This is a genomic window from Atopobium sp. oral taxon 416 (genome assembly GCF_018128285.1).
Classification (GTDB): domain Bacteria; phylum Actinomycetota; class Coriobacteriia; order Coriobacteriales; family Atopobiaceae; genus Olsenella_L.
This window is the reverse complement of the sequence record NZ_CP072380.1, coordinates 1911293-1937874: the sequence shown is the minus strand read 5'-3', so window position 1 is coordinate 1937874 and position 26582 is coordinate 1911293. Positions and strand designations below refer to the sequence as shown.

The 26582-nt window shown below is 55.0% G+C and carries 27 protein-coding genes; 16 read left to right on the top strand and 11 right to left on the bottom strand.

Annotated elements, in window-relative coordinates; translation table 11 throughout:
• Positions 1-1308 precede the first annotated feature (1308 nt).
• From J4859_RS17290 to J4859_RS10130, 3 genes are all read left to right on the top strand, one after another.
• Positions 1309-1428: a LysR family transcriptional regulator gene (locus J4859_RS17290; protein ID WP_212329579.1), complete on the top strand. Its 120-nt coding sequence runs from the start codon at positions 1309-1311 to the stop codon at positions 1426-1428.
• Between the two features lie 259 nt (positions 1429-1687).
• The gene (locus J4859_RS10135; protein ID WP_212329577.1) at positions 1688-1927 is read left to right on the top strand and encodes a hypothetical protein; all 240 of its coding nucleotides are present in this window, start codon (positions 1688-1690) and stop codon (positions 1925-1927) included.
• 14 nt (positions 1928-1941) lie between these two features.
• Entirely contained in the window at positions 1942-2139 is a 198-nt protein-coding gene (locus J4859_RS10130) for a hypothetical protein (protein WP_212329575.1), read from the top strand.
• 215 nt (positions 2140-2354) lie between these two features.
• On the opposite strand, the gene J4859_RS10125 is transcribed toward J4859_RS10130, so the two are convergent.
• The 3 genes from J4859_RS10125 to J4859_RS10115 are packed head-to-tail and all read right to left on the bottom strand — an operon-like array spanning position 2355 to position 6394.
• A complete protein-coding gene (locus J4859_RS10125; protein WP_212329573.1) occupies positions 2355-4826 on the bottom strand; it encodes a homocysteine S-methyltransferase family protein in 2472 nt (823 codons plus the stop codon).
• Positions 4816-5535 (bottom strand): vitamin B12 dependent-methionine synthase activation domain-containing protein, encoded by a 720-nt coding sequence (locus J4859_RS10120; RefSeq protein ID WP_212329572.1) that lies wholly within the window; start codon positions 5533-5535, stop codon positions 4816-4818. Before J4859_RS10120 ends, J4859_RS10125 begins: the two co-directional genes overlap by 11 nt.
• Positions 5525-6394 carry a methylenetetrahydrofolate reductase gene (locus J4859_RS10115; protein ID WP_212329570.1) on the bottom strand — a complete coding sequence of 290 codons (870 nt, stop codon included), beginning with the start codon at positions 6392-6394 and terminating at the stop codon, positions 5525-5527. The genes J4859_RS10120 and J4859_RS10115 overlap by 11 nt, the downstream gene beginning before the upstream one ends.
• Positions 6395-6618: 224 nt before the next feature.
• On the opposite strand from J4859_RS10115, the gene amaP reads away from it, so the two are divergent.
• From amaP to J4859_RS10090, 5 genes are all read left to right on the top strand, one after another.
• Positions 6619-7380, top strand: a complete 762-nt coding sequence (amaP, locus tag J4859_RS10110; RefSeq protein ID WP_212329568.1) for an alkaline shock response membrane anchor protein AmaP — start codon at positions 6619-6621, stop codon at positions 7378-7380.
• Positions 7370-7747 (top strand): DUF2273 domain-containing protein, encoded by a 378-nt coding sequence (locus tag J4859_RS10105; protein WP_212329566.1) that lies wholly within the window; start codon positions 7370-7372, stop codon positions 7745-7747. Before amaP ends, J4859_RS10105 begins: the two co-directional genes overlap by 11 nt.
• Positions 7748-7765: 18 nt before the next feature.
• On the top strand, positions 7766-8368 hold the full coding sequence (locus J4859_RS10100; RefSeq protein WP_212329564.1) for an Asp23/Gls24 family envelope stress response protein: 603 nt from the start codon (positions 7766-7768) through the stop codon (positions 8366-8368).
• Positions 8369-8600: 232 nt separating this feature from the next.
• Positions 8601-9506 (top strand): nucleoside hydrolase, encoded by a 906-nt coding sequence (locus tag J4859_RS10095; RefSeq protein WP_212329561.1) that lies wholly within the window; start codon positions 8601-8603, stop codon positions 9504-9506.
• A gap of 359 nt (positions 9507-9865) precedes the next feature.
• On the top strand, positions 9866-11245 hold the full coding sequence (locus tag J4859_RS10090) for a serine hydrolase (RefSeq protein WP_212329559.1): 1380 nt from the start codon (positions 9866-9868) through the stop codon (positions 11243-11245).
• A 67-nt stretch (positions 11246-11312) separates the two neighbouring features.
• On the opposite strand, the gene J4859_RS10085 is transcribed toward J4859_RS10090, so the two are convergent.
• Genes J4859_RS10085 through dltA form a run of 5 tightly spaced genes read right to left on the bottom strand, consistent with a single transcriptional unit; the run spans position 11313 to position 15814 of the window.
• Positions 11313-11507, bottom strand: a complete 195-nt coding sequence (locus J4859_RS10085) for a hypothetical protein (RefSeq protein WP_212329557.1) — start codon at positions 11505-11507, stop codon at positions 11313-11315.
• Positions 11504-12742, bottom strand: coding sequence for a D-alanyl-lipoteichoic acid biosynthesis protein DltD (dltD, locus tag J4859_RS10080; protein ID WP_212329555.1), 1239 nt, complete (start codon positions 12740-12742; stop codon positions 11504-11506). The genes J4859_RS10085 and dltD overlap by 4 nt, the downstream gene beginning before the upstream one ends.
• A gap of 7 nt (positions 12743-12749) precedes the next feature.
• A complete protein-coding gene (dltC, locus tag J4859_RS10075) occupies positions 12750-13004 on the bottom strand; it encodes a D-alanine--poly(phosphoribitol) ligase subunit DltC (protein WP_212329553.1) in 255 nt (84 codons plus the stop codon).
• Between the two features lie 3 nt (positions 13005-13007).
• Positions 13008-14183, bottom strand: a complete 1176-nt coding sequence (gene dltB / locus J4859_RS10070; protein ID WP_212329551.1) for a D-alanyl-lipoteichoic acid biosynthesis protein DltB — start codon at positions 14181-14183, stop codon at positions 13008-13010.
• 17 nt (positions 14184-14200) lie between these two features.
• The gene (gene dltA / locus J4859_RS10065; RefSeq protein ID WP_212329549.1) at positions 14201-15814 is read right to left on the bottom strand and encodes a D-alanine--poly(phosphoribitol) ligase subunit DltA; all 1614 of its coding nucleotides are present in this window, start codon (positions 15812-15814) and stop codon (positions 14201-14203) included.
• Positions 15815-17138: 1324 nt separating this feature from the next.
• Here dltA and J4859_RS10055 point away from each other — a divergent pair.
• The 7 genes from J4859_RS10055 to J4859_RS10030 all read left to right on the top strand — a co-directional run bounded on the left by J4859_RS10055 (position 17139) and on the right by J4859_RS10030 (position 19822).
• Positions 17139-17315 carry a hypothetical protein gene (locus tag J4859_RS10055; protein WP_212329544.1) on the top strand — a complete coding sequence of 59 codons (177 nt, stop codon included), beginning with the start codon at positions 17139-17141 and terminating at the stop codon, positions 17313-17315.
• A 94-nt stretch (positions 17316-17409) separates the two neighbouring features.
• Positions 17410-17580: a hypothetical protein gene (locus J4859_RS10050; RefSeq protein ID WP_212329542.1), complete on the top strand. Its 171-nt coding sequence runs from the start codon at positions 17410-17412 to the stop codon at positions 17578-17580.
• 76 nt (positions 17581-17656) lie between these two features.
• A complete protein-coding gene (locus tag J4859_RS10045; RefSeq protein ID WP_256436876.1) occupies positions 17657-18184 on the top strand; it encodes a transposase in 528 nt (175 codons plus the stop codon).
• A gap of 319 nt (positions 18185-18503) precedes the next feature.
• A complete protein-coding gene (locus J4859_RS17000) occupies positions 18504-18626 on the top strand; it encodes a hypothetical protein (protein ID WP_256436716.1) in 123 nt (40 codons plus the stop codon).
• Between the two features lie 20 nt (positions 18627-18646).
• Positions 18647-18907 carry a hypothetical protein gene (locus J4859_RS10040; RefSeq protein WP_212329538.1) on the top strand — a complete coding sequence of 87 codons (261 nt, stop codon included), beginning with the start codon at positions 18647-18649 and terminating at the stop codon, positions 18905-18907.
• Between the two features lie 367 nt (positions 18908-19274).
• Positions 19275-19451 (top strand): hypothetical protein, encoded by a 177-nt coding sequence (locus J4859_RS10035; RefSeq protein ID WP_212329536.1) that lies wholly within the window; start codon positions 19275-19277, stop codon positions 19449-19451.
• Between the two features lie 155 nt (positions 19452-19606).
• A complete protein-coding gene (locus tag J4859_RS10030; protein WP_256436715.1) occupies positions 19607-19822 on the top strand; it encodes a transposase in 216 nt (71 codons plus the stop codon).
• 200 nt (positions 19823-20022) lie between these two features.
• On the opposite strand, the gene J4859_RS10025 is transcribed toward J4859_RS10030, so the two are convergent.
• Complete coding sequence (locus J4859_RS10025; protein WP_212329532.1) at positions 20023-20688, bottom strand: HAD family hydrolase; 666 nt, start codon at positions 20686-20688, stop codon at positions 20023-20025.
• A 109-nt stretch (positions 20689-20797) separates the two neighbouring features.
• On the bottom strand, positions 20798-21688 hold the full coding sequence (locus J4859_RS16995) for a LysR family transcriptional regulator (RefSeq protein ID WP_212329531.1): 891 nt from the start codon (positions 21686-21688) through the stop codon (positions 20798-20800).
• 2396 nt (positions 21689-24084) lie between these two features.
• On the opposite strand from J4859_RS16995, the gene J4859_RS10015 reads away from it, so the two are divergent.
• Complete coding sequence (locus J4859_RS10015) at positions 24085-25743, top strand: AAA family ATPase (RefSeq protein WP_212329530.1); 1659 nt, start codon at positions 24085-24087, stop codon at positions 25741-25743.
• Positions 25744-25851: 108 nt separating this feature from the next.
• Here the strand turns inward: J4859_RS10015 and J4859_RS10010 are convergent, their stop codons facing one another.
• A complete protein-coding gene (locus J4859_RS10010; RefSeq protein WP_212329529.1) occupies positions 25852-26562 on the bottom strand; it encodes a hypothetical protein in 711 nt (236 codons plus the stop codon).
• Between the last annotated feature and the right edge of the window lie 20 nt (positions 26563-26582).

Here is a 26582-nt window from a genome sequence, read left to right as displayed (position 1 = left end):
TCTTAGGTGTCAGTGAATATATTGCATACAGCAAGCTATCGATATTTAGGCAGGTAAGACAAGCATGCAGTATGGAGTGCAAACCAACTACAGCTGCCATCTCAGCGCCAACCACTATCGCAAGTTGAAATGTCTTTGCCTATATGCGAACAACCTCTACAGCAAGGCTTTGTATCAAACAAGGCAGCATCTCTTCATTGCAGGCGGGCTTTTCAGCTGAAAGACCAACTATCATCTGTGCAAAACCAACGATACCTACAAGATGTTGCAAGCTGAAGTAGCCACACACACGATAAAGGGTGTCGCCTATAGCTTGAAAGCTTCCCCTATACTATTGAGAAGATACAAGAGTGGCGACTACAGCTATCCTCAAGTGTTGATCTCACACTACAGGACAAAAGGTAGTGTGTTCTTGCTGATACTTCCCACGAACGGGTTGTAGAGACTGCCCGCTCACAGGCAGCTCACACAGACCTATCCGGGCCATGTCGGATGTTTGGATGGGGCAGTGTATCAAGGGTATCCTCTCTAAACAACCAACAGCTGCTTTCAAAATCCAATATGTGCTTAAAGCCCAACAACCCCTTAGCTTGAATGAGTGCTGTGTTATGGGAGTGGATATAGAAGCTAACAATCTCGCCGTACGGCTCACCTCAGAGCATGGGCGCTTGGTTGGCAGGCGATAGCTCAAGTCAGCCAACCACTATTGCAACAGGCACTTGGCGTATCTGAAAAGCCGACTAGACACAGGCAAGTTCCGACAGGTAGCCGACAAAGGGGGTCGGCGTGTGCAAGACTGCATGCTCAAAGCGCCATGCACCCTCACCAACTTGTGCATACAGAAAGAACACAGACACACTGATTGTTGGATCCACCATGGGATGCAAGCAGGAAGCAGCCACGGCAGAAAGAATGATCAAGTGTTCATACAGATTCCCTGTAGGTTGTCCAAACGCTAGCTTACATACCGATACATACAGCAGAAAGAGACCTACACGTCCAAAGCATCCTGTATGGGTGGGGATCGAATACAAGCCCGCTGACAAGTAAGCACACCTTTTCTTAGACAAGCACATTACAGGCGGCCTATAGCGAACTCAAAGATAGCATCTTGGTGAGCGTAGACATCAACGCTGCCGTAAACATTGCACACAAGCAAAAGCCAGCAGAGCGGCAACTGTGTGTTTTGGCAACACCTCAGCAAATTCACGTCGATTGAGGTATGGGTCACGCCAAAATCCCGTAAACTGTAGTTTATGGGAATGCCAAGATTTGATATACAGCAGGTAGGTACAGAGAGAGGGATCTATGGATTTCAAACAGCTCCAGCCATTTGTGGCGGTCATTCGGTGTGAGAGCTCCATCTGCGCCGCAGATAAGTTCGGTATCTCACAGCTGAGTGTGTCGACCCATGGCCGTACCCTTTAGGAGGAGCTGAGAGTCCCGTTGGTCCTGCGCACCTCAAGGCGTGTTGAGACGACGTCGGTCGGACCGAAGGTGTTTGAGTAAGCCGAGCATATCCTCTCGAGGTGTGATCGCCTCGTTGAGACAAGCCGAACACGAAAGAACAACACGATCTATCTCGGGGCTTCCGCAATCCTTTCTGCGTATCTGTTGCCGGACATCTTGAAAAGCTTCACCCAGGAGCATCTTGAAACCGAATTCATGATCTCACAGAGTGGCTTCCGTGATATTATCACCGGTCTCTATCACTGGCCTCACCGAGGGGATCTACGATGTCGGTTTGATCGGTATGAACGCCGACGAGGAGAGCTTGGAATGCATTCCCTTTGGCCGGGATCGGCTCGTGCCAGTGATACCTGTGAGTGAGCAGTATCCCGAAAAGGAACTGACGATCGAAGAAGTACGCTCGCTGCTCTTGCATGAAACCTCGTGCTGCGTCGCGAAAGCAGTGCCAGCAGGATGATAGTGGGTCGGATCTTGGATGCCCTTAACATAGACGAACGGAAGTTACGCGTCGGTGCCTGGATCAACGATCAGGAGACGACCGAGAACCTGGTTGAATGTGGGTATGGGATCATGATCGTGTTCGAGCGTGTGGTAGCCGACCGTGGAAAAAAAGAAGGTTCTGCTCCTTTGAGATCAAAGGAGCTCCCGGTGAGCGCAACCTGTATATAGCGTACCGCAAAGGGGGCCTGGTCGACGAGGTTAGCAGTTTTGTAACCTACGTGTGGCTGAACCAGGTGGGACAGGTTGCGGATGGGAAAGAAAAGGCCCAACAGTAAGACGTATAAGAGAATGTAGCTCTCGCCCATTAAAGGAAGGGGGCTGCATTGGTTTTACTGAAGTCGTTTGTGTGTAGATCACACTGAGTAGTCACGTGAGTGTTTGCTCTATCCCAACACCTGCTCGGCGATCTTGACTCCTTGGTTCGCGTCTTTGGCGTAGTAATCGGCACCGACCATCTTAGCATATTCAGCGTTGAGCACCGCACCGCCGACGACAATCTTGCACCAGGGCGTCTCTTTGTGGAGCAACTCAATGGTCTCTTTCATTGCTGGCAGCGTTGTCGTCATGAGCGCCGACAACCCGCAGAGCTGTACGTGGTCTTTCTTGACAGCCTCCACAACCTGTTCCGGTTCGACATCACGTCCCAGATCGATCACCTGGTAGCCATAGTTTTCCATCAGCATCTTCAGGATATTCTTGCCCATATCGTGGATGTCGCCTTTGACGGTGCAGAGCACGATTTTGCCCTTGAGGGGCGCCTTATTTGAGGGCTGGAAATCCCGGATTGTGTTGAAACCCGCCTTGGCGGCCTGCGCGGATGCCATAAGCTGTGGCAGGAAGAACGTGCCTCTCTCGAAGCGATCGCCTACGTCGTTGAGTGCGGGGATCAGGACATGGTCGATCGGATAGAGCGGGTCATGCTCTTGGATCAATTTCTTGGTCAGCTCCGGGATCGGTCCTTCACGGCCCTGCAGGACCAACTGGTAGATAGCCTTCTCTGGATCGCTCTCATCGATATCCGCGCTCTCTTGGGAGGAAGCAGCAGTCTGTGCCTGTGGCTTTGCATCGGTTCTCGTAGCGTTGACTGTGCAATAGTGCTGTGCCGCTCTATCTTCGCCGGAAAGGACTCTCCAAGCGTCGATTGCGTCGTGGATCCGCTGCTGTCCCGGGTTCACGATTGCCAAGTCGAGCCCTGCGGCAAAGGCGGCAGACAGGAAGGTAGCATTGATGAGTGAACGATAGGGAAGGCCGAAGCTGATGTTGGAGACACCTAACACGGTGCGCACACCTGGCAGCTCCTGCTTGATCGCGCGGATTGAGTCCAGAATAGTCCTGGGGGCGCTCTGGTCGGTCGAGGCGGCCAGAGCTAAGCAGTCAAACATGAGATCCTGTGGCGGGATGTGGTACTCCTGGGCCCTCCTGTAGATCTTATTGACAATTGCTAAACGTCCCTCAACGGTGTTGGGGATACCATTTTCGTCCAGTGTCAGGCACACCAATGCGCAGCCGTAGTGGGCGGCGATCGGGATTACCTGATCCATAATGTCCCTGCGGCCATTGGTCGAGTTGATCAGAGGCTTGCCCGCATAGCTGCGGACCACCGTCTCTACCGCTTTAGAATTGGAGGAATCGACCTGCACTGGAAGCGAGGAGACCGTGCCTATCGCGTCGACGGTACACTTGAGGGTTTTCACTTCGTCGACTTCGGGGAGCCCAACGTTGATATCGAGCACCTGCGCCCCATCCTTCTCCTGTTGGATCGCTAAGGTGAGCAGATAGTCGAGCTCGTTGTCCCGAAGGGCAGCCTTGACCTTCTTCTTGCCGGTGGGGTTGATGCGCTCACCGATCACGCCGATATGGCCTTCCGGCAAAGAGAACAGGGTTTGGGCGCTCGCGAGCGTCAGATCGTGGTTGTGCTCATGAGGTTGAGGGCTCTTGTAGCGCTCGAGCAGCTCTCTCTCCTTCGCGGTGTATGCCGGGGTGGAGCCGCAGCAAGCGCCGATGATCGAGGCGCCGTGTTTGACCATCTGCTCCATATCGTGGGCAAAGGTAGCCGCATCCACATCGTAGGTGGTCTTACCATCTTTGACCGTGGGCAGGCCAGCGTTGGGTTGCACCATGACCGGTGCGTCGAGATAGGGGATCATTTGATCCAAAAGCCCTGCGGTCTTCGCGGGTCCGAGCGAGCAGTTGATGCCGACCGCATTGGCGCCGAGGGCCTGCAGGGTTACAGCAGCGACTTCCGGGGTGGTTCCCAGGAAGGTTCTGCCGTCCTCTTCGAACGTCATGGTCACCAACACAGGCAGGTCAGAGTTCTCTTTGGCAGCCAAAAGCGCTGATTTGGCTTCCTTCAAATCAGCCATGGTCTCAATCAGGATAAGGTTTGCACCTGCGTCGGTTGCAGCTCGGACTTCCTCTGTGAAGAGGTCGTAGGCCTCCTCGAATTTCATCGCTCCCATTGGCTCTAACAGGGAACCGATTGGGCCGATATCCGCGGCGATGTAGTGTGCCCCGCTTTTTTGGGCGCAGGCTACTGCAGCCTGGAAGACTTCCCGAACGCTTGCCCGCCCGGCAAGTTTTTGGGCGTTAGCTCCAAAAGTGTTAGTGGTGATCACCTCTGCACCGGCTTCTACAAAGCTTGTGTGAATGGATGTGATCGTATCGGGATCGGTGAGGTTGAAGAGTTCTGGGATGGCGCCGGCAGGCATTCCGTGGGCTTGCAAGGAGGTACCCATTGCGCCGTCGACGAGCAGAAAACGCTTGCCTTCGAGCACTTCTTGGAGATTCGAATCTTTGATCTTTAAGGGACGTTTCACGCCTACTGGGTAGAGCGTCTCTACAGTCTTACCTCCCATAGCAGGTCACCCCACGCTCTCTCAGGCTGCAGAAGTCACGGCAGACGCAGCCTGCACAGGTGAGATGTGAGGAGCGCTGCGGCTCGGTGAAGAAGCCGATGATCGCGGTCACACTCTTGGTCGGGGTCATCAAGAGCGACGGCGAGAGGCTGATACCGATACGGCTCTGGGCGTTCAAGGCCGCCAGCAGCGTCGGCTGCGTTGCGAGGGGTAGATCCCCGTAGCCCGGCGAGAAGCGCCAATTGGTGTAAAGGTGGTGCTCAGCGCCATAGCTCACATAGTGGGCTTCCACCTCGTCACATACCCGCTCGATCAGGGCGGTTGAAGCTGCGTCGAAGAAGATCTGTCCGAGTTTGTTCGTAAGCGCCAACCGCCTCAGTTCTCGCTCGTCAGTCATGCCCAGGGTCGCGGCGAAGACACCGACCTGTTTGGCGTCTTTCAGATGTTTGACAATGCCTTTGCCCTTAAGAACCAGTGAGGTGTCTTTAAGGGTGACCTGAGGGTTGGGATCCTCAGTGATTGTGCCCACATCGAAGATGTCGGCAACCGCGGCAGGCTTCGAGATATCTCTGGCAGCCTGTATCTGTGTCTCGAGGTCCTGGCTGATTTCGTCGCTGTATTTCTGTCCGTGATAGCCCATATAGCGCAGAACCTCTGAGCGCTCAATCGTAGGGCTTTCAAAATGTAAGACGGCGTGCTCATGCGGCAAGGTAACCACACTCCTTTAGTGCTGAATGGATCTGGTGTGCCACCTGCAGTTTGTTCATGGTATAGATATGTAGCCCATCGACCCCGTTTTGGGCGAGGTCCTGGAGCTGCTCGATTGCATATTCCAGGCCGGCCTGCGCCTGTTTGTCTCTATCGTCTCCGGCCGCAATGATGCGCTTGATCACCGCCGAGGGGATCGAAGCCCCGCAGGTGAACGCTATGCGTTGGATCTGCTTCTGTGAGGTGAACGGCATGATCCCGACGACGATCGGGCGCTTGATGCGGCTTCTGGCGCAGCTCTCGCGGAATCGGTAGAAGTACTCATTGTCGAAGAAGAGCTGGGTCACAAAGAAATCCGCCCCGGCATCCTGCTTGTACTTCATGACCTCCATCGACTCCTTTATATTCTTGGTCTCGATGTGGCCCTCCGGATAACAGGCGGCCCCACAGCATAGGCTGGGGTGGTGCTCCTTAATGTAGGCGATCAGGTCTGAAGCGTAGCGGAAGTCCTTAGGCTCTTTGCCCGCAGTCTTGTCTCCGCGCAGTGCAAGGACGTTCTGGATCCCGTCATGCTCGAGGGTATCCAGGTAGTAGTCAACGTCCTCCTTGGTGGACCCCATGCAGGTGAGGTGTGCCAGAGCGGTGACGCCGAGCTCATTTTGGGTCTGTGCACAGATCGCGGCGACATTCTGTGAGTTGCCGTGACCACCAGCGGAGAAGGTGGTGGAGATCCAATCAGGATGGTCTTGGGCCAGCTCACCTGCGATCTCCTTAGCCTGCTGCAAGGGCAGCTCACCCCGGGGAGGGAAGATCTCGTAGGAATAGGTCTGTTTGCGCGCGAGAATAGTGTCGATCCTCATGACTCTCCCTTTCTGATGGGCAATGTCCCCTATGATAGAGCCCAACTATTTCAATCAGTTGAAACTTTCTGTACTTCCTGCCTTGAGGTGTTGGTTCCTATGGTATCCCACTGCGAAAATTGGTTTCGCCAACTCTATTAAAGGCTCAATTAGGGTATCCTGAAACTATGTGATACATGCTGACACCTGCGCGTGTCTGCAGCTGGTTTTGGAGGCTAATCGCAATGAGTTTTCTCAAAAAGCTCTGCATGACCCTGTGGTTTTTGGCAACCGTCTTTGCGGCAGCGGCGCTGGGCCTGACCTTATATGGCCCCTACGTTATCCAAGCACGGCGGCTTTTCGCCAATACGTACTATAGCTACGCGGTGCAGATCTGCCTGGCGATTTCACTGATCGGCGCTCTGGTCATGTGGATTAGCGCCCTGGCAAAACGGAAAGGCCCCAACGCACTCGTGATCGACGAGGATGAGGGTACCCTCACTGTCACCCGCGACGCAATCGCCTCCCAGGCCCGCTACCTCACCGAGGAGGATGGCTCCTGTGAGGCGACTCGCGTGACCGTGACCGAAGGCAAACAGGGAGATGTGAATGTCTCTATCACCCTGCGCCCGCACTATTCGCTCTCAGTCGTCACGAGGGGTCCGGAGCTACAGGAGAAGCTGAAGGAAGGCCTCATGCAGCTCTGCGGCGACAAGATCGGCCTCCTCAACATCGAGTTCTTAGCTCCGGAGGAGCCTGACCAGATCAAAGAGGATGACACTTCAGACGCAATCAAAGGCGAGATCACCGCGGGCACGACAACCGAGTCTGAGAGCGCGCCGGAATCCTCAGATACAACTGATGAGGAGAACAGGAGCGGCGACGACAGCGACGAGGATGAGGACAACGGTGGGACGATCACGTATCAACCCGCCTCAGATGGCGACGGTGTGACGATTGCGCTGAACCGTGCAAAGAAGTCGCAGGAGGAATCTCATGAGCAATAAGTGGGAGAAACTCCAGGTGAATATCGACAGCAGCGACAACGCTGAGAAAGATGGCCGCGAAGAGCAGCCCAGCGCTGCTACAGCTGCTGCCGAAGATGCTTCCAAGCAGAAAGCGGACAAAGGCGCGGGCCCCATCGCGCACATCGACTGGTGGCTCAAACACAACTTCCCGGGTCACGAATACGCGGTGTCCTTCGGTTTCCTTGGGCTGATCACTGCAATTCTGCTCTTTTTGATCGGCTTTTGGCGGACTTTGCTCGTGGTGATCCTCGTGACGCTCGGCGTCGCAATCGGGCAGAAGTTCGATGGGGACCCGAAGATCTTCACCTTTTTCCACAACCTATTCCGTTCCCGTGATGAGAGGTAATGATACAAGGAGTGTACGATGGCACAAGATACTGATGAGAAGACAAAGACGACTGCGCAGGCTAGCGAGAATGATGCCCAAGACATCAAAGTGACCGGCAAACCGAAGTCGATGAGCAACAACGAGGATATCGAAGCGGCGGAGGATGACGACAACTCTGAGGATTCGCTGACCTTCTCAAATGGTGTGATCGAAAAGATCGTCGCTTTGGCCGTGCGTGACGTCCCCGGTGTTGTCGGTATGAAAGGCGGCTGGGTCAGCCGCGTTCAGGACGCCTTCGGCGCCACGAGTCCGAGAAAGGGCGTCACGGTCGAAGTCACTCCGGACGCTTCCGTCAGAGTCAACATCTCAGTTTTGATTGAGTACGGCGCCTATGCCCCGCAGATCTTTGAGGACGTGAAGAAAGCTGTCGTGAAGCAGGTTATGGGCATGACGGGGCTGCAGGTGGCCGGTGTAAACCTGCGCATCGAGGATGTGCTCACCCCCGAAGAGGTCAAGCGTAGGAAGGCCGATGCCGACAGGCTGGAGCAGCAGGACAGCGCGGAGTCGGCAGAGGCTGACAAGTCCGAAAAGACGGAAGAGCAGCTAGTGGATCAGAAGATAGAGGCTACTGCGGACTAGCGTCCCCCATAAAAAATCGTGTATCCTATAAGCGTCAAGCAGATTACTTGGCGCTTTCTTTTTATGCTCTGATTCCCTTTTCTGATGCCGCTTGATATTAATAATCTATTTAGACGAAAATAGGGTGTTGGTGTGTGCGTGCGGTGGAGGATCACCGTCTGAAAAGTCGACGTCTACCAGCGCCTTTCAGGTCGCGCTAAAGTAGAACATTAACGGGTGAAAGAAGCATACCATGAGTCGTATTCCTACCATAATTGATATTGATCCTGGTATCGATGATGCAGCGGCTCTCTTCATTGCGCTCACCTGTTCAAGACTCGATACGCGGCTGATTACGACGGCGGGAGGATCCATCGACGTCCATCAGGCCACCGCGAATGCCCTGAAGCTGGAGGCTTTTTTAGGAAGCCGTATCTGGGTTTCCACCGGCATCGATCTCCCGAATTCCGAAAAACGTCACTACATGGAGCCCAAGCTTGGCCCGTCAGGCCTCGGTAACTGGGTCTTCGCCGACGAGGCAGAGGATCTGCTTGCCAACCTACCCGCCGATGAGGCGATGTACCAGACGATCAAACAGGTCGATTCCGAAGGCAAGAAGATCTACATTATCTGTTTGGCTCCGCTTTCGAACCTGGCATCGCTCCTTATCAAACATCCGGAGGTCAAGCCGATGATCGGCGGAGTGTACTGTATGGGTACAACGCTTGAGGACAAGGATACGCTGCAGCAGGCAGGCCGCAATGTGGCTGCCGACCCGGATGCTGCCCGTGTTGTCGTGAATTCCGGACTCAATGTGAACTTCGTACCGCTTGAGGTGGCTGTACAGGTCCCCCTGAGCGAGCTTGATATGACCGATATCGCGCTCAGCGGCCGTATTGGGAATGCCGTCTACACAATGCTCTCTGGGGCAGAGAGCTTGGATGGAAGGGGTAAAGAGATCGCCGATCCCGTGGCAGTGGCGTTGGCGATCCACCCCAATTTCTTTACGATCAAACCTGCCACGCTCACCATCGGGAAAGACGGGAAACTGGATGTCGCAATCCCAGGAGACCATCCAAATGTGAAGATGGCGACGGCGGTCAACCGCGACGAATTTGTCGATTGGTTCAAGTGGGCGCTCGAGCGCGCTTCCCGTTAATCTTTTATATTTGTGCGACTTTGCTGCGATACGCCCAATCTGTGCACAACCGTCTGCGTTTTGCGTAGAGTAAGACGCGGAAGGTAGGTTTTATTACGCAACGCAACCAGAAGAACCTGATAGTCAAATGGATCGCGGGTATCTCCACGGCGCTCTTTCTCGTCCTCGCCACCTATGCGGGGCACGGATGGGAGCAGACCCAGCCGGTCCCCGAAGACCGGACTGAGACCGCGCAGGAAGAGCAACAGGAGCAGGGGATCGGAGGCCCCGCAGAGGGCTCTGATACCCCGCAGAACGTCTATGGGCTCTTTCCTCAGGATTCATACTATGACGGGACACGGCTGAGCGATAACGGTACCATGACGTTTCCTGAGGGGGATACCGGTTCCGACTCGCAGCCGCGCTCAATGTCTCTGCGCTGTGAGCTCGATGACTATCTCGATCGGAACTTCCCCAGAACTGGTCTGCCGGGGGTGGCGGTGATCGTCGTGAACGCGAGCGGTACCCAATATCAGAAGCTGCTGGGGGATATCACCTCAGAACATGACACGATGCTGATCGGGTCACTCACCAAATCCTTCTGCGCGATCTCCGTCCTGCAGCTGGCACAGGAGGGTGCGCTTGATCTGGATACCCCAGTATCCCAATATGTACCATCCTATGGCACCGATTGGGATGTGACGGTCAGAAGTCTGCTGAACCAAACCAGTGGCTTTGGCTACTATGAGTCGCTCTCAGAGGCGCACTCAGGGCCGATGAAGGGCAGGTTCTCCTACTCGAATGCGAACTACGACCTCTTGGGGCACATCGTCGATGCGGTCTCCGGCGAGCCCTACACCCAATACGTTGAGGAGCATGTGTTAATCCCATTGGGGATGGACGATTCCGGGGCAACCCTTGAGGACCGTGAGGCGGTGCATGGTCACCGCAACTATTTTGGATGGTCCGTGGCGGATGGCTTTGCCCGCGGCGACAGCGACGACGCTTGGGGAAGTGCCTCCTCCGGCTACATGTGCACGAGCCCCGCGGACTTCGCCAAATATTTGCAGATGTATCTCAATCAGGGCAGCGCAACGCCCACCGGTGGCGCTCAGATCCTGCAGCCTGCTTCAGTGCGCGCGATGTTCTTGAACAGAGTGCTGGATCCCACCTCTGATTCCTTCTATGGGATGGGGTGGAGCTCCTTCTATACAGATTCCGGGGAGCTCATCCTCTCACACGACGGAGACGTGGAAAACGGTGTGGCGAGAATGATGATCCTGCCACAGCGGGGGATTGCCCTGGCAGTCCTCGGGGATGCCGCGGATGCCTTCGGCGGCAATGACGCCTTCTATGCGATGGCAGGCGGGGTGGTTGCCTGCGTGATGGGCGCAGAACCTGACGATGTCTCTCCGATGCTCCGTATCCAGCATCACCTGGGGATGGACTTTTTCTACTTCATCCTTATTGCGATCGCCGTGATCCCGATTGTGTGTTTCGGTAAGTGGAAGCAGGATGTGAAGACCCAGCCTCACACGCAGCTTGTCTGGCGTCTGATCACGCTGCAGGTGCTGTTCCCGCTTACGGTGTATTTCCTGCCCATCTGGCAAAACTATACCTGGCGGGACACCCTGACCTTTATGCCTGACTTCAGTATTGTCTGCATCGGCTGTATCGTCGTGAGCGTTGCCTGCGGCATCGCTAAAGCGGTCGTACTGGTCCGCTCCTCAGGTAGTAGCAAGGCAGTTGTTAAGCGGTAGCAGAAACGGCAACCTCTCAGATGTACTGAGGTGCTGCCGTTAGTATCACGTCTGTTGTGGGAGAGCGCTAGAAGCCGGCGTAAACGAAGGTTGCGGGCGCGGTGTAGCCTGAGAAATTGACGAACCAGAAGAGCAGGATGCCCATTGCGACGACCGAGACTGCGGAAAGGACATAGACCAGCACGGGATGGTCATTCGCATAGGCGATGATTGTCTTCTTCGTGTCGGCGACCGGTGTGAACTCTCTCTTCTTTGCGCTCATACGTCCCCCTTGGCTCCCCTCATATCGTCCAAGCCTTCAGCGGTTGCGGTGCCGTAGCCCCAGCCACCGAGGCAGTCGTCGTCCTGGCCCATAATGAAGTGGTAGATCGCGCGCTCGATGTGAACCCAGCCACGCCAGCCGGGGTGGACTGTATCCGCAAAAAAATAGCGCTCATACTCGAAGGGGGAGAAGTCCGCATAGGTGACCCCGGCGGTATCTGTGGCATCACGCAACCGTTGGTAGTAGCCGTCTCTGGTCTCTTGCGGCACGCCTACCCGATCGTACCAGGGCCCGTGCATCGGCAGCATCACGACGAGCGTGGAAGCTCCGCACTCCTGGGCTACCTGGAAGAAGAGGTTGAGCTCACCCCATTCATCCTCTGCCTGATCGAAGGTTTGGTTCTGTTCAGGAGAGAAGTGGGAGTTCCGGGTCCAGTAGGAGTTGTAGATCCCAAAATCGTTGTTCGTGCAGCGGTTTGCCCCCTCATCGCTTGCCTGCGCCAAGAGGGTCTCCCAGTCAGGCTCACTAGTGTAGTAGTTGATCGCGCGCTCCCGGCTCTTGCTCGGTGCGCCTGTGACCATCTTCTCCAGCTCTGATCTGATACGCAGCGTATTCTGCTCGTGTTTCTGCAGGTCGTTCAAAGCATCCGCCGGGGTATCCTGGTTGGCGGCTGCGACCGTCCCCGCATCGATTCCCAGATTGAGCACGTGCTGTCTGATCGTGGCCTTGAGCTCACCTGAGATCATCGTGTTCTGGCAGAAAGCTCGGTAGAGCTCGTAGTTGAAGAGGCCAGTGAAGTTGGAGCGTGAGCCGTTGCCCTTGAAGAACCATTGGGGGCTCACGAAGAGCACACACTCGTGGTTCTTGGCACGGCCCATATAGGCTCCGCAGGCGATCGCCTGCCACAGGCTCTGGTCGTAGGGCTGGCCGATAACGGTCATATCGACCCCGGTGTTGTGCTCTCCGAAGACCGCCTGTGGAACTTCCGGGATCAAATCCTTGGAGAAGTAGAACTCAGAGGTACCGAAGCAGAAGCGTCCGTTCTCGCTCATGTTGGTGAGGACAAACTCGATAGCTTCGGACTTGGGCATACCGTAGACGTAGTCGTAGACGCGCGAGCCGTCGGCTTTATTCTCCAATTTGGGAAACATCAGCCGATCGGCGCCGACAAGGCTGGCACCCAGTGCTGCCAAGCTCCCCGCAGTTGTCTTGAGAAGGGTCCTTCTGGTAATCATAGGCGTATCACTTTAGGCGTTTTTCAACCTGTTTGATAATGAGGTTGGGGGTGTTCATTTCGGAGCGCTGGACCTCGGTCGGGGCGATCGAGACGCCGAGCTCATCTTGGATTGTGACGAGTAGCTCGATTGCGCCCATCGAGTCGAGGTAGCCTTCCTCGAAGAGGTCACCATCCATATCGGAGGTGGCATCGTCATCGCCGGCGACATCGACGATCATGTCCTTAATCTTTTCTACGAGCTGATTATGTGTCATAGCCATACTTTATGCTCCTCCCAGAAGCAGTGAAATCTGACCGTTGAAGATCGCAAAGCCGAAGAAGACGAGCTGTATCACGATGAACCAGGAGATAATCCGATATGCGGTTCCATGGCGGTGCTTCTTGTAGAACTTCGTCTTTTCCCAACTTTGTTCGAGGGCTAATAAGATGCCGTGGTAGAGGCCGTAGCACACGTACTCAACGGTCGGCCCGTGCCAGAAGCCCATAACCACCATATCAATAATCAGGGCTGCCTGCGCAGTATGTAACCGTCTGTTCTTCCCGCTGAAGGTCTTATGCTCGATCATCCAGCGCGCGAGACGCATGAAGACGAAGTCACGCAGCCAGGTGGAAAGCGTGATGTGCCAGCGGTTCCAGAAGTCGGTGATGCTTGTAGCAACAAAGGGTGCCTTGAAGTTGCGGGGAACCTTGATCCCTAAGGCGTAGCCTGTCCCCATTGCCATCATCGAATAGCCTGCGAAATCGAAGAAGAGATAGAGGCCATATGCGTAAGCGTTTCTGATCTGGCGCCACAGCGCAAGCCAGAAGTCCTCCCCATACTGTGCCCAGGTCTCCGGCACCCAGTAGGTCCGCGCGATCGTAGCGAAGACGATGTTGTAAACCATACCGATCATAATGAGGAGGATGCCTTTGGCGAGCATTCCTTCGTACTCACCTTTGGGAAGCGTTCTGTCCAGATCCTCCTGAAAGCGCCGAGAGCGATCGATCGGCCCTGAGGTAAAGGTCGGGAAGAAGATCAAGAAGTAGACGTAGTCAGCAAGGTCCATAGCGGTGGTGAGGCCATCCTTGGTCTCGATCAGCACCTGCACCACACGGAAGGTCACATAGGAGATTCCCATAAAGCCCAGGATATTGGTCGCGTAGGTCTGGGTGATCTTGGAAACCACGAGCGGTACCAGTGCGCACACCAAAGCTATCTGCAGGCGTATCTTGGACTTGGGTTTCTGCCACACCCATTGGGTCATGAGGGCCGAAAGCACGACGTAGGCCGCCGCGTAGATGCCCTCGATGGGGGTGCGGAAGAAGAGCCAGAAGAGCATGAAGACCGAGGCGCCGAGCCCGAAGCGCTTGAGCGGCTTCTCGTGGATGCCCAACCAGGCGGCGATACACATGATGATCGTCAGGAAGACGAAGAAGCTTGTGTCAGCAAAGAAATTCATACGTTATGGACTTCCGACTATTTGAGGTCTTTACGGTCGATTTTCCCGTTGTTGGTGAGTGGCAGCGCATCGAGGATCTTGACCAAGCGAGGCACCATGTAGGCCGGAACGCTCTTGCTCAAGGTCTGCTTGATCGCGCGCGGGGTGATCTTTCCCTTGTGTTTGTCGTCCAGCACAACGAAGGCTTTGAGGGCACTGATGCGGCCTTGGCGGCGCATCGGGATGACGCAGGCCTTATCGACCCCGTCGATCCCGCGCAGGTGGTTTTCAATATCCCCGAGCTCGATCCTGAAGCCGTTGAGCTTGATCAGGGTACCCATGCGCCCTTCGTAGTGGAGAAGCCCCTGCTCGTCTAAGTGTGCCAGGTCGCCGGTGCGGAAGGCTCTGACTGGGGTGCCGTCGCCCAGCTTCGCTTCGCTGAAGGCCTGGGTGGTCTTCTCCGGCTGTCCGAGGTAATCCTTAGCGACCGTGTCACCCACGATTACGACCTCACCGCTCTCACCGGGTTTGCAGACCTCACCCAGAGGGCCGCCAGCCTCCTTGACCTTGCGGATTACAAGCTCGGTGCGGGGACGGGGATAGCCGACCGGCAGCGGCCGATTGTCTTTGAGCATCTCATCGGTGATCTCACAGTAGGTCACTGCGACGGTGGACTCCGTAGGGCCATAGGTGTTGGCAACCACTGCCTCCGGGAAACGCTGCTTCAGCGCACGGGCAACCCGATGGGTGAGGTAGTCACCGCAGAAGAGGAAGAGTGAGACCTTGGGTAAGAGCTCACGGTTGAAGCCCGGATCTGCCAGGCACATATCGGCAAAGGGTGGGGTGGAGACCCATACGTCCATGTTTGAGTTTTTGAGTTCTTCAAAGAGATGGCGCATATCGGTTGCGGCATCTGGGGTGATTCCGTAGAGGCAGCCGCCGGTGCTGAGGGCACCGATAACCTCAAACTCGGAGAGGTCAAAGGAGTAGGGCGCCTGGTCCATAAAGACCTTGCTGCCCTCACGGATCGTCGGGAAGGTGTTGAGCCAATCCATAAAGTTCGCGACATCGTTTTCAGTGACTTCGATGCCCTTCGGCTTCCCAGTGGAGCCGGATGTGAAGATGATGTACTGGGTCTCCTCACCGGTCACCCAACACTCAGGTTCAAAAGGAAGCTGTTCAACGGTCCTATCTGTTTGATTGTCTTTCAGGACCTCAGGCAGAAAGACGTAGTCGCTTTCACTGTGGACGTCGGCATGCTCATGGTCGAGTGTGACAAGCACTGTCGGATCACATTCGAAGGCAGCCTTGAGCTGTTCACGCATGGATTCGACGCGCGTGGAGGGCATCGACACGGTCACCGGAACATAGGCGTGGCCGGCGCGCAAACAACCGATCAGCGTCGCAATCATCAGATTCGACTTGTCACCGATTACGATGACGGGAACCGGTTTCTCTCCGGTTCTCAGTTTGTGCAGCTTGTTCGCAATCCGTCCTGACAGATTCCAGAGCCCGGCATAGGTGAGTGGCTCTTGCCCCAGCATCGTGAATGCGGGCGCCTCAGGATGGGTGGTGGCGGTGGTCCAGATCTTCTCGAGCAGAGCATTGTGGGCGTGATCAGATGCGTGTGCTTCCGTAGTATAAGCAACCATGCGACCCTCTTTTGTTGCGCTACTTGACCTATTCAAATACCTAAAAGAAAATCCTAGTCAAACAATCCCGAAAGTAATTTACGCGATGCAGAAAATGAATCAATAGACATAAAAAACGCTTAGAACTTTGAGACTTCGGCATGATTGTGGGTAACACACTCCGCCTCTGACTACAACTACATATTGCAAAAGCCACCCTGGCTTCTGTAAAGTATCAGCGTCAAAACTGCAACAAACAGAAGACAAGGTGGCCTTCTTTGATACTTCATGTAAGAAACTGCTCAACATCAAAAATACTGCTGTAGAGGCTCACGACATCTACAATGACCAGGATGGGGGCAACCCACATCCGCATGGATGAGTGTTCGTAGTGCGACAGGCACTGATCTGGCTATGATAGCGCATCGGTAAATCCCAAAGTCTGACGTGCTCTGGACTGGGGCGCCATCCTGGCAGAGTTTGAATGTCCTACCCACAGGCTTTTCTGTCCGAAACACAGTGTGGTAACTGCTGGCGTGCCTCTGGGCTTACCCAGAAAGATGCTCTACCAAGGAAGTTTGACCTTACCGTCAGCTGGCTTGCAGAATAGCTGCCCAGAAGTGGCGTGGCAACATCCATGCGCATCGGCTGGCAGACGGTTAAACTGCATTTCCAAAAGTCTGTGCGACCTTGAATCTATGCGCGCCAGGCGGCTGGACGGGCTTGTCCTGATCGGTATCGATAAGACCAACTAGCGCAAAGGGACACAAAATACATCATGGTTGTCGCAAACCATAACACCAACACCGCTGTATAGGTGGCTGACGGCCACGACAAATCTGCTCTGGAGCAGTTCTACAAAGGTCTCAGTAAGGAGTAGCTTGTCAGCATCCGGGTTGTCAGCGGCGACACTGCATGCTGGATCAAAACGAGCCTGCGCACTCTGCAAGCGCTGTGTCGATTCATTCCATGTCGCTGAGCGGGCCACAGATGTGCTGGATGAAGTCCGCAAAGACTGCTGGCATGCTGCTTTATGGCAGAGCCAAACAGCTACCCGCAGAAGCCACTCGACCCAAGGCTGACGGCAGGGTTGCAGCGAAGGTGTGACCAGCCCGCCGGCAGGCCTGCGAGATCAAGCACGCCACATACTCTTTTGGCAAGGCAGCACAACATCTCACGGAGAGCCAAAAAGAGGCTCTTCGCTACTTATGGTGGGTAGCATATCTGCACCCCTTGAGGGCGTGGCCTTTAAACGATAGGATTTTCCCTCGACAGGAGGCTGCGTTCCTAAGGTGCGATATGGATATTCAGGCAGGGATGCTGGCAAGGCTCTTTAAGAGATCCCTTGGGACTCAGCGACGAGTGGGAGCTCTGCGATGTCTGGTTTAAGGAGCGCGAGGGAGCGCAAGATGAGCTCCATGTGAGGGTGGCCCACAGGAAGGACCAGGTGGTGGAGTGCCCCGTATGCCACAGGATGTGCGGCAGAAGACGCACTTCACAGCGCTCTTTGAGGCGCAGCTGATAAGTGATGGCGCTCTTTGGCATGACCGTCTCCGCGATAGCGCATCTGGTGCACGAGACAGCCCACACGCATATGGTGCCTGCTGGGCAAGGCCGTGACCGAGGCGAGGGATGCCGCCAACTACTCGGATGTCGTGCGCGTAGGGATAGACGACACCGCCCGCAAGCGCAACCAAAGCTACATCAGCATCATGGCGGACCTCGACTGTCAGCGCGCCGTGGCCGTCACGCAAGGCAGGGACAAGGGGGCCTTAGGCAGGCTCTGAGACGAGCTTAGGGAGCACGCAGGGGACCGCACGAAGGTCTTAGAGGTCACGCGCGACATGGCTTAAGGCATACTCGCTGGGGGTCGCCGCCAAGATGCCCCAGGCCGCACAGAGCGTGGACAGCTTCCATGTGGTGCAGCTTCTGATGAGGGCGACAGACCCTGTGAGGTGCGCAGAGAGGCGCGAGTCCGCCTCGAAGCGCCGGCAGCTTGCCCAGACGAAGTACGTATGGCTCAAGAGGAGGGAGACCCTCACAAAGCGCCAGCTCGCGAAGAGGGAGGAGCTCGACCCTGCGAAGACCCATCTCAGGGAGGCACGCGCCTGCCAGATGGCAAAGGCGATGCAGGACGTCTATTCATGCGCAGACAGGGAATCGGCAGCCAGGGCCCCAGAGCGCCTCTGCTCGTGGATGGCGCACTCTGCCGTGGCCGAGATGAAGAGTGTGGCGAGGACCCTCAGGAAGGAGCGGGAAGGTATCCTCAACTGGTGGAAGAGGGGCTCCACCAACTCGTTCCTCGAAGGCCTCAATTCCGTCGTCCAGTCCGCCCGCAGCATCGCCAGGGGCTTCAGGAGCATCGACTACTTCAGGACGATGATCTTCTGAGCTGTAATCTTTTGGTGGACAGTGGGATTCAGGGACTGGCAACAGATATGCTCTGTCCAGATACCCACCTACCAACACCAACAGATTGAAGAGATGAGATGTCGCTAAGCGCAAGCGAGATAGAGAAGGCAAAGTCCCGCACGAAGCCGGAAACACCCAAACACTACACTGAAGAAGTATTGCCTCGAGGCTATCGAGTACTACAGGAAGGCACGTAAGGCCAACCCGAAGAAGAGCATCAGAGGATACGCCGCGAAGCTTAAGGATCAACGACAAGACCTTAAACGACTGGATCATCAAGCACTCAAAGACCAAAAGGGTGACCCAGGAAAGGACCGAGGTGCACAAGCAGCTCGACAGGGCCAACAGGCGCATACACGAGCTCGAAAGCGAAAATAAGTTCCCAAGAAAAGTGGCAGCCTTCTTCGCCGGAAGCCTCTGACGAAGGACAGGTTTTAGCTCATGCTGGAGAAGAGGGCAACCTACAGCGTCTCGATGATGGAGCGCGTACTGGAGGTGAGCAGGGCTCACTTCTACAGATGGCTCAAGGCCAAAGGCGGTGAGGACCTATGGGGTCCTATCAAGGAAGCCATCTGCGCGATATGGGAGGAAAGCGACAGGCGCTTTAGCTTTCGCAAGGTATGGACCAAGCTCACAGGAGATCCGAAGTTACGCAAAATTTACAGGCACGACCCGCTACCGCGTGCGCAGGTGCATGGCTAAGCTTGGGCATCTGCGGCATCTGATCCAATGCCTCCAAGAGAACGATACTGCCCGCACCTGATACCCCCGAGCGCCCCGCCCTCACCCGGCGCGACTTCTCGTGCCCTGTCCCGACAGCCAAGCTCGTGGGCGATATAACCTATCGCAGGACCACGGCAGGCTTTATATATCTTACCGTCGCACACGATCTGTGCACACACATGGTGGTGGGCTGAAGCATACAGGACAACATGAGGGCAGGCCTTGTCGTCTTTGCCCTGAAGATGGCATATTCGCGCGGATACGTGGCCGGAGGGGCCATATTCTAAGCAGCCCAGGCAGCCAGTACATAAGCTCAAAGTTCGCCGCCTGCTCAGCCGTACCCGACGTGAGGCTCTCCGTGGGGAGAACCGGAAGCTGCCACGACAATGCGCTCGCCAAATCCTTTTTCGCCACGCTCAAGAACGAAGGGTACTACCACAAGCGCCTCTTCGATGCAGCAACGACCAAGCACAAGGCACACGAGTTTAATCGAGTCGTACTACAACCGCTTCTGCCCGCATAAGTCCATAGGAGATCGCGTACCGGCAGAGGTGATGCAGGAGTTCTTCGAGCGTTTCGAGAGAGGCCTTGCATACGATCCAAAGGTGATGCAGACCGCATAGAATCTGAGATTTCTCTGTCCATTATATTGACAGGGCTCAGTATTGGGCGTACTGCATGAAGGAGTCTTTGCGGCTTCCTTTAAAATCGGGAAATGTCAAACAGGCAGAAACCGACCTTAAACACAGGCTCAAGTGGACAAGCCACAGCAGGATAGCGGCACTCTACGACCTGTATGAGAAGATCAAGCACCACAAGGATCATATCCTGAATACGATCCGACTGAAACTGAGCAATGCCAGGATTGAGGCAACCAGCAATAAGATCAGCTGATTGTTCACAAGGCATATGGATTTCGGAATATACAGAAACATGATAGATATGGTATATCTCGTATGTTCTGATATCTGTGTTCCACTTCCTAACCGAAAACCTATACCCGCTGATGTGGCTTAGTTACTGGAGAAAATGGCATTTCTCACCCACAGGGGTGCCTGAAGAGTCTAATTTACACACAAATTTGGACTTGACCACTAGATCCCTAAGAGTGCCCGCAGCTCATTGATCGTATGTGCGATTTTGTATGCTCCGGCATCCGTGAGCTCGGATTCCGGTGCGGTATGCCCGTAGGTGACCCCGATCGTGGGGATGCCGACTTCATTGGCAGATTGTACATCGTACTTGCGGTCTCCGACCATCATGGCCTGTTCAGGGGCCGTTTTTGCAATGATCTCCTGGATTGACTGCGTCTTGGGATGGGTGGCGGTGTCATCCTGACCGAAGATGTACGTAAAGTACTGGTTGAGATTCCAATCTTCCAGGGAGTGCTGGAGAAACATCTGGCGCTTTGAGCTTGCGGCGGCGACGCATTTGCCCGCATCGTGCAGGTCTTTTAGCATCTCAGGCACACCGGGATAGGGAGGCCAGGCTTCTTTCCCCAGGTTGCCGTAGATCTTACGGTAACGGGCGGTGATGATCTTCGCGTCTTCCTTTGAGTAACCCAAAACCGTTGAGAAGGCCATCGGGAACGGCGGTCCGATTAAACCGGGGATATCTTTGAACTTCTCTTTGGGCATCCCGTAGTCCTTCAAGACCTTGGTTGCAACCGCGATGATGCTTTTCGGGGTGTCGGCGAGGGTGCCGTCGAAATCAAAGATAATGACCGGGCACTTGGTCGTGTCAACGGTAAAGGTAGCCATACAGTTTTGCCCTTTCTGAAAAATTGTCACATCGTGTTCAGTATAAAGGCTCTACCGTGGCGCCGGCCGAAGTTGACCGAAACAATCATTGGAGCCTTCACGTCACACGTCAATCCGTTACTTCCTCAGGCAAGGTCGAGCGCAGTCTCCTCAAAAAGAGCTGGCCGGCCTTGGATTGGGCGATGTTCTTCTGCCAGATCAGGGTGAGCGGTTCGGTGATGTGGGGGACTAAGGGGCGGAAGGTCAGCTCGTCTTTCTTGAAGCTGTTAATCAGGCGGTCAAAGGTGATCACACAGGACTGATCTTTTACGATCAGCATCTGGGCATTGAAGACCAACGTGAAGGTACCCATGATGTGCATACGGCTGCTAAGGTTACCCCACCAGTCCTTGAAGCGGTGCTCCTCCAAGGCTTCCTGAGAGACCATGAGCTTTCGATACACTAAATCCTCCGGGCCAAGCGCGGCTTTGCTCGCGAGCGTATCGTTTTTGTGCATCATCACGCCCCACTGCTCACGCTCTGGTAGCTGCAGGTAGTTATAGGGCTCAAGGGGCCGCTGTCCCGTCAGCACTGCAAAATCTACGACGCCGTTGTCGAGTGCCCACTCCATCTCACTTGCGTTGCCGTTCACCAGATGGATCGTGATGTCCGGATAGTCCTGGGTAAGGGCATTTAAGACATTCATCATGCGCTCGACACCGATACCTTCGCCGACGCCCAAGGTGATATCGCCCGAGACAGTTTGGTTGGCGCTGATGTTAGCCTTCGTCTGATCTGCCAGTTTGACGATCTGGGCGGCTTTGTCCTGCAGGTAGCGACCCTCGTCGGTGAGCGTTACGTTGTGGTGGCTCCTCACAAAGAGCTGGACTCCGAGTTCCCGCTCCAGATCGGAGATCTGCTTGGACAAGGTCGGCTGAGTGATCATCAGCTGCTGGGCGGCTTTGGTGAAGTTGTGCTGTTGCGCCACCGCCAGAAAATAGCGTAGAACCCGCAATTCCATAGGCGCTCCTCAGTGTGTATCAACAATAACTTATGTCTATTGTAATCGATATTAAATAAGTATTTTCAATATCAAGCCCAATCTGCATAGCTGTGCTCGACAGGCCCACTGTAGGGTATCCCATTGAGGTATAGCTGACAGCTAAACACACCTGAAAGATCTTCTCCCGGCGAGGCGTTGCGTTCCTTACGTTGTGGTAGTTTCCCGCCGACACGACCTACCGAGGCGATAGTGAACTACCACATGACATACGCCGACAGCTTTATGGCTGCCACCTTGAGGCTAGCAGGGGATACGTGCAGCTTAGCACCTGCCGGATACCGTCCTTTTCTGTCCCGGGACTTCGATACGTATCCGCCAAAGGTCTGCCTATGGTGCAGATCTGTGCGCTTCAAGTGTGACAGGTGCAACCGCGACGGCGCCCAAAGATAGCTCTGTCTTGCCTGTGGCAGAATCTTTACCCCTGCAGTTAGGCACTGTCTTCTATTCAAGGCAACTGCCTGTCGTAGAATGAGCGTTGTTTTTGCTGAAGATCCTTAAGCAGTAAGAGCAAGGCGGCATGCACCTGTGACACCAGACCCCTTTGTAGTAGAGGGCACCATGCTCTCACAGAGGGTGTGGCTCGACGAGACATCACTGTCCACTCGATTCTGCCGAGCGTGTCGGTTCTCCAAAAACAAAGATCTGCATAGGTGCTACCGCAGACGTGCACAGGGTCACAGAAGGAGGGGTGCAACAAGACGAGCTGGAAAAAGACATAGGATACCCTCTTGAGGTCATAGCGCAAAAGAATCCGTGCTCGTGTACGACATCTGGGGCCTTAGGAGTAAGGTGCACGGTACTAAGGCATGCTGCCGGGCAGTGACGATCCCTAAGACATAGTCAGCTAGGAGTGCAACCCGCTCAAGAGTCTGTTCGCACAGCGTCTTGTGCAACATCAAAGACTCAATAGAGGATAAGCTCGCCTGGGTGCTGGGGCGTGCCATGCGCTGCTAAAAAATCTCAGATACTAAGACTTCTTTGCAAAAGAAGACCAGCTGGCAGGTCATGCAGCCAGCACAGCTATGTAAATTGGGCTAATGGCTAAGCACTTCCAGCACACTCCCAACGCTTCTGATCACCCCTGCACTGTACGATATGGATACAAAGTGATGCATCCGTCAAAGCAGAGAAAGACATAGCCAAAGGGCATACAGGCGGGCTTGAGCCTGAAGGAATGCAAGCGCAGGGAGAAACGCTCATGAACCTCACAGAGAGGTATCAAGGAGAGGAGTCGTACGAAAAAGGCTTTTGGGAAAGAAGTTCCCCTGAAGCTTTGCCTGTCCGGCCTGCAAAGGGGCCAGCTGCTCAGAAGGTGTACGGGCATGCACACACATATGGTAGTGCACGAGATATTTAACACCGGCTTTAGCCTCACTGCAGACACGATGATGGAAAACACCCACCTGCCTTCAGGACGTGGTTTGTGGCCTTCTGCCTCATGGCATACCAAAAGGCTGAACACGAGCGCACGTGCTCAAGCGCCAGATAGGCCACAGCCACAGGACAGCGTCCTCGCTGCTGTGCCATAGCGAGATTGAAGTGTACTCGATGTCCTCTTAGCTGACACACTCGAGGTGGACGACTCCTATATAGAAGCCAGGGCAAAAGGCACAAGGGGATGAGCCCATGCTCGCTGCGATGGACAGGGTGCCTGCGTCAATCCGCTGGGCTAAGGACTGCTCAGGGGACTTTTGGCAGGTCGAGGATAGGAGCGGATGTATGCAGCGGGATATCGGTCGGGCTCTCCGCCTTCTGCAGGCTCGCCCAGAAGGAGTGTGACAGCTTCGACGGTGGTGTATCGCTTCCCCTGAGGTCTGCAGGCTCATCTCGAATATCAAGGCATATGTCTGTAGCACGTTCCATAGCCTGCCGAAGGCGCACACACAGTCGTATGCGAACTTTTTCAGCTAGAGGTACAGCCACAGGGGCTACAACGATGCATGTATAGAGCTCCTGCATGGGATATACCTTGTGCACGTTCCGCTCTCCGGCATCGCCGCGACAGCCACACTGCAGCCGAAGTTGCCTAAGCCGCTTGCAGTTTGGCAGACCTAACTGTGCTGCAAGTACTCAGCAGCCACTTATCCATTCTACGGGTTGTTGAAGATTCCGACTCAATGCAACGCTTCGCCACTTGACCAGGCGTTGAGCATCTGTAGGTGCTTGGTTTCGATATGCCTTTGTCTCCCTTTCCAATAGGCTTTACCATAATGGGTAGAGAAGCTATAGCACAGTTTGAGGTAGGCGATAGCATGAGTGATGCATCGACAAAAGATACGAATGGTTTATCAGAGCTTAAGAAAATATTGGAGCGGCCTCGAGATGAAGTCGTTAAAGAATGCGAACATACGATTGTGGGGCAGAATGCAGTGGTCGAGCAGGTCGTCGACCTGCTGTACGTGTGTCTGCAGCGGATGAGGATGCGTGCCGCGGGGACCGATGAACTTGACTTACCCCGTGCCTGCTCTTTCATGTTGGTAGGCTCCACCGCCTCTGGCAAGTCGTTCATTATGAAAGTCGTCGCCCGAGTGATGGGGATCACGTTAGTCAACATCGATTGCACCGGTATCACCGGCGCCGGCTGGGCGGGGGATTCGGTCTCCTCAGAGCTCAGACGGGTGGGACATACCTTGGACCAGCATCCGGGGCAGCCGGTTATTGCTTTCTGGGATGAGGCAGATAAGTTGGTCCGTTCCACTGAAGGCAATCAGCGTGGTTTTGACGCCCAGGGCAACCTTCTCAAGTTGCTCGATGGGGAGGAGATGATGCTCGAGCCCTCAGAGCCCGGCCAGCAGGAGATGACGCTCAACACCTCACTGATCCTGAATGTGTTTGCGGGAGCCTTCTCCGGGATTGAGAAACTCGTTCATAAGCGGCTTATCTCCCACCATGTAACGGTTTCGAATTTGAAGACGCACCCGGACCTGATGGATCTCAATGAACTCTATCGACAAGTCAACTTACAGGATATTATCTCCTGGGGCTTTATGCCTGAGTTGGTAGGACGTTTCGGTGCCGTGGTGAGTGTGCCTTCGCTCTCGGTCGACTCACTGCATCGTATTGTCAAAGGCTCTGAGCGCTCTCTGGAGCACCGCATTACCAACCTGCTAGGGGTGGGCCGTGAGTTTGTAATCACCGATGCGGCAGCCCGGGTGATCGCCCATGAGGCAAAGAGGAGCGGCTTAGGCGCCAGGAGGATCGACCAACTCTCCAACCGCTTTATCGCACAGGCACTGGTGATGCTCCAGAACAAGAAGGATGCCAACCGCGTTACCTTGGATACAGATGAGGAAGGAAGCTTCAAACTCACTGCCGATACCAACGGAGAGCTCGCCAAGGAGGCTGTCGAGGCACAGAAGGAGGCAGCCCAGGAAGCTTCCAGCGTCGCGCAGGCGCTGGAATCCCAGGAAGAGTTGACCAATATCTTCACGCCGGATGCCAAGCTTATTGCGGGGGTCGACCAGGCAGTGGCAGGCTCCCGCTGGAGCGAAGCCTCAAAGACGCGGGAAGGTGCTGAGCTGCTCGCGCAGCGGCTCTGCAGCTATCAGAGCTGGCGTCAGAAGGATGAGCATGAGCTAATTGCCGCGCAGCTCCTCACCCGTGCCGTGATCGGCTATCTCAACGTGAAGAGCGGCAGCCAGAGCTTGGGTAAGGTGATCGCCTACATCAAACTCTCCAATGTGCACCTCAAAGAGGGTTACACCTATCTTGACCTGCTGTTCTTTGGTCGCGTCGACCTCTGTGGTATCCGGGGACTGGAAGAGGAAGCGCAGAGTGATCCCGCGCTGTGTACCCCGGACATTTTGACGACGCTGTCCTGCTATCGGAGGTTCCTCAGCTATCCGGAAGATGTTAGGAAACTGGCAGCGAACCTCGCCTGTGCCCGTGCGCTCTCTGCGGCAAAGTCACCGACGGAGGCTCAGTGGCTCAGATCTGATATCAATGAAGTGTCCGATGCGCTGGATAAGGATATGCCGTTTGAGCAGGGGCAGGGCATGCCCTTGATGTTCTGAGGGGTTTTGAACAAACAAGAGGCAAGCAGGGCACTGCACTTACGTGCGGTGCCCTGCTTGCAATTAGATGTGTAAGGACTGCCTTCCTACTTCATTTTGTTCTTGCGGTTAACTCTGGTGGGCGTGCGAAGCTCTTCTGCTCGTGCCATAGACAGCGGCTTTGCGCGGTTTCATCAGGTTATCGAGTGCTGCTATCACGAAGCCGAAAGCGACCATCAGGATGTAGCACAAGACGGCGAGGAGAATGACCGAGCTTAAGCCGGAAAGCGTGATATCAAAGAGCGGGTAGGGGAATGTTCCTGCGCCACTCAGCAAGAAGATGCCAGCAGTGTTGGTGCTGAATACATTGACTGCGAGTTCGACTACAACGAGGTAGATGGCTGCCGGAAGCGGATACAGGAATGGTGCCCACATATGAGCTGTGCCCTTGGGATCAAAAAGGAGCCAGTCGACCACAACCAGAATAGGCATAAGGTAGTGGAAGATCAGGAACGGCACGTTCTCAAAACCGGAGTAGGTATTGATACTGAGATTGAGGATTGCTGCGGAAAAATAGACTACCAACACGCTGCAGATCATCAGGCTGTGCTTGAGTCCCGGAAGCGCTAAGCGTCTCTCATGACCGCCCTGTGCGGTATAGATCAGCTCAATCAGCGAGTCGATAATGATCGCGATGCAGAGCAGTGGGGCGAAGTAGTGGAACATCAGCGGTGAGACTGATCCCCGCAGGATATTCGATTGAGCGAGCAGTGCGATTACGCCCGCGATGATTATGATGAGCTTCCAGATGATGAAAGCAGCCCGTGAATGGATTCTCATGATGGTATATCCCTTTGTGT

What these genes read in the sequence shown, in the direction of transcription:
- J4859_RS10115 (WP_212329570.1), bottom strand. Translation starts at nt 6,394, where the DNA reads ATGAGGATCGACACTATTCTCGCGCGCAAACAGACCTATTCCTACGAG.
- J4859_RS10100 (WP_212329564.1), top strand. Translation starts at nt 7,766, where the DNA reads ATGGCACAAGATACTGATGAGAAGACAAAGACGACTGCGCAGGCTAGC.
- J4859_RS10085 (WP_212329557.1), bottom strand. Translation starts at nt 11,507, where the DNA reads ATGAGCGCAAAGAAGAGAGAGTTCACACCGGTCGCCGACACGAAGAAG.
- dltD (WP_212329555.1), bottom strand. Translation starts at nt 12,742, where the DNA reads ATGATTACCAGAAGGACCCTTCTCAAGACAACTGCGGGGAGCTTGGCA.
- J4859_RS10025 (WP_212329532.1), bottom strand. Translation starts at nt 20,688, where the DNA reads ATGGCTACCTTTACCGTTGACACGACCAAGTGCCCGGTCATTATCTTT.
- J4859_RS10105 (WP_212329566.1), top strand. Translation starts at nt 7,370, where the DNA reads ATGAGCAATAAGTGGGAGAAACTCCAGGTGAATATCGACAGCAGCGAC.
- dltC (WP_212329553.1), bottom strand. Translation starts at nt 13,004, where the DNA reads ATGGCTATGACACATAATCAGCTCGTAGAAAAGATTAAGGACATGATC.
- J4859_RS10040 (WP_212329538.1), top strand. Translation starts at nt 18,647, where the DNA reads ATGCTGGAGAAGAGGGCAACCTACAGCGTCTCGATGATGGAGCGCGTA.
- J4859_RS16995 (WP_212329531.1), bottom strand. Translation starts at nt 21,688, where the DNA reads ATGGAATTGCGGGTTCTACGCTATTTTCTGGCGGTGGCGCAACAGCAC.
- J4859_RS10095 (WP_212329561.1), top strand. Translation starts at nt 8,601, where the DNA reads ATGAGTCGTATTCCTACCATAATTGATATTGATCCTGGTATCGATGAT.
- J4859_RS17290 (WP_212329579.1), top strand. Translation starts at nt 1,309, where the DNA reads ATGGATTTCAAACAGCTCCAGCCATTTGTGGCGGTCATTCGGTGTGAG.
- J4859_RS10030 (WP_256436715.1), top strand. Translation starts at nt 19,607, where the DNA reads ATGAAGGAGTCTTTGCGGCTTCCTTTAAAATCGGGAAATGTCAAACAG.
- dltB (WP_212329551.1), bottom strand. Translation starts at nt 14,183, where the DNA reads ATGAATTTCTTTGCTGACACAAGCTTCTTCGTCTTCCTGACGATCATC.
- J4859_RS10125 (WP_212329573.1), bottom strand. Translation starts at nt 4,826, where the DNA reads ATGGGAGGTAAGACTGTAGAGACGCTCTACCCAGTAGGCGTGAAACGT.
- J4859_RS10010 (WP_212329529.1), bottom strand. Translation starts at nt 26,562, where the DNA reads ATGAGAATCCATTCACGGGCTGCTTTCATCATCTGGAAGCTCATCATA.
- amaP (WP_212329568.1), top strand. Translation starts at nt 6,619, where the DNA reads ATGAGTTTTCTCAAAAAGCTCTGCATGACCCTGTGGTTTTTGGCAACC.
- J4859_RS10090 (WP_212329559.1), top strand. Translation starts at nt 9,866, where the DNA reads ATGACGTTTCCTGAGGGGGATACCGGTTCCGACTCGCAGCCGCGCTCA.
- dltA (WP_212329549.1), bottom strand. Translation starts at nt 15,814, where the DNA reads ATGGTTGCTTATACTACGGAAGCACACGCATCTGATCACGCCCACAAT.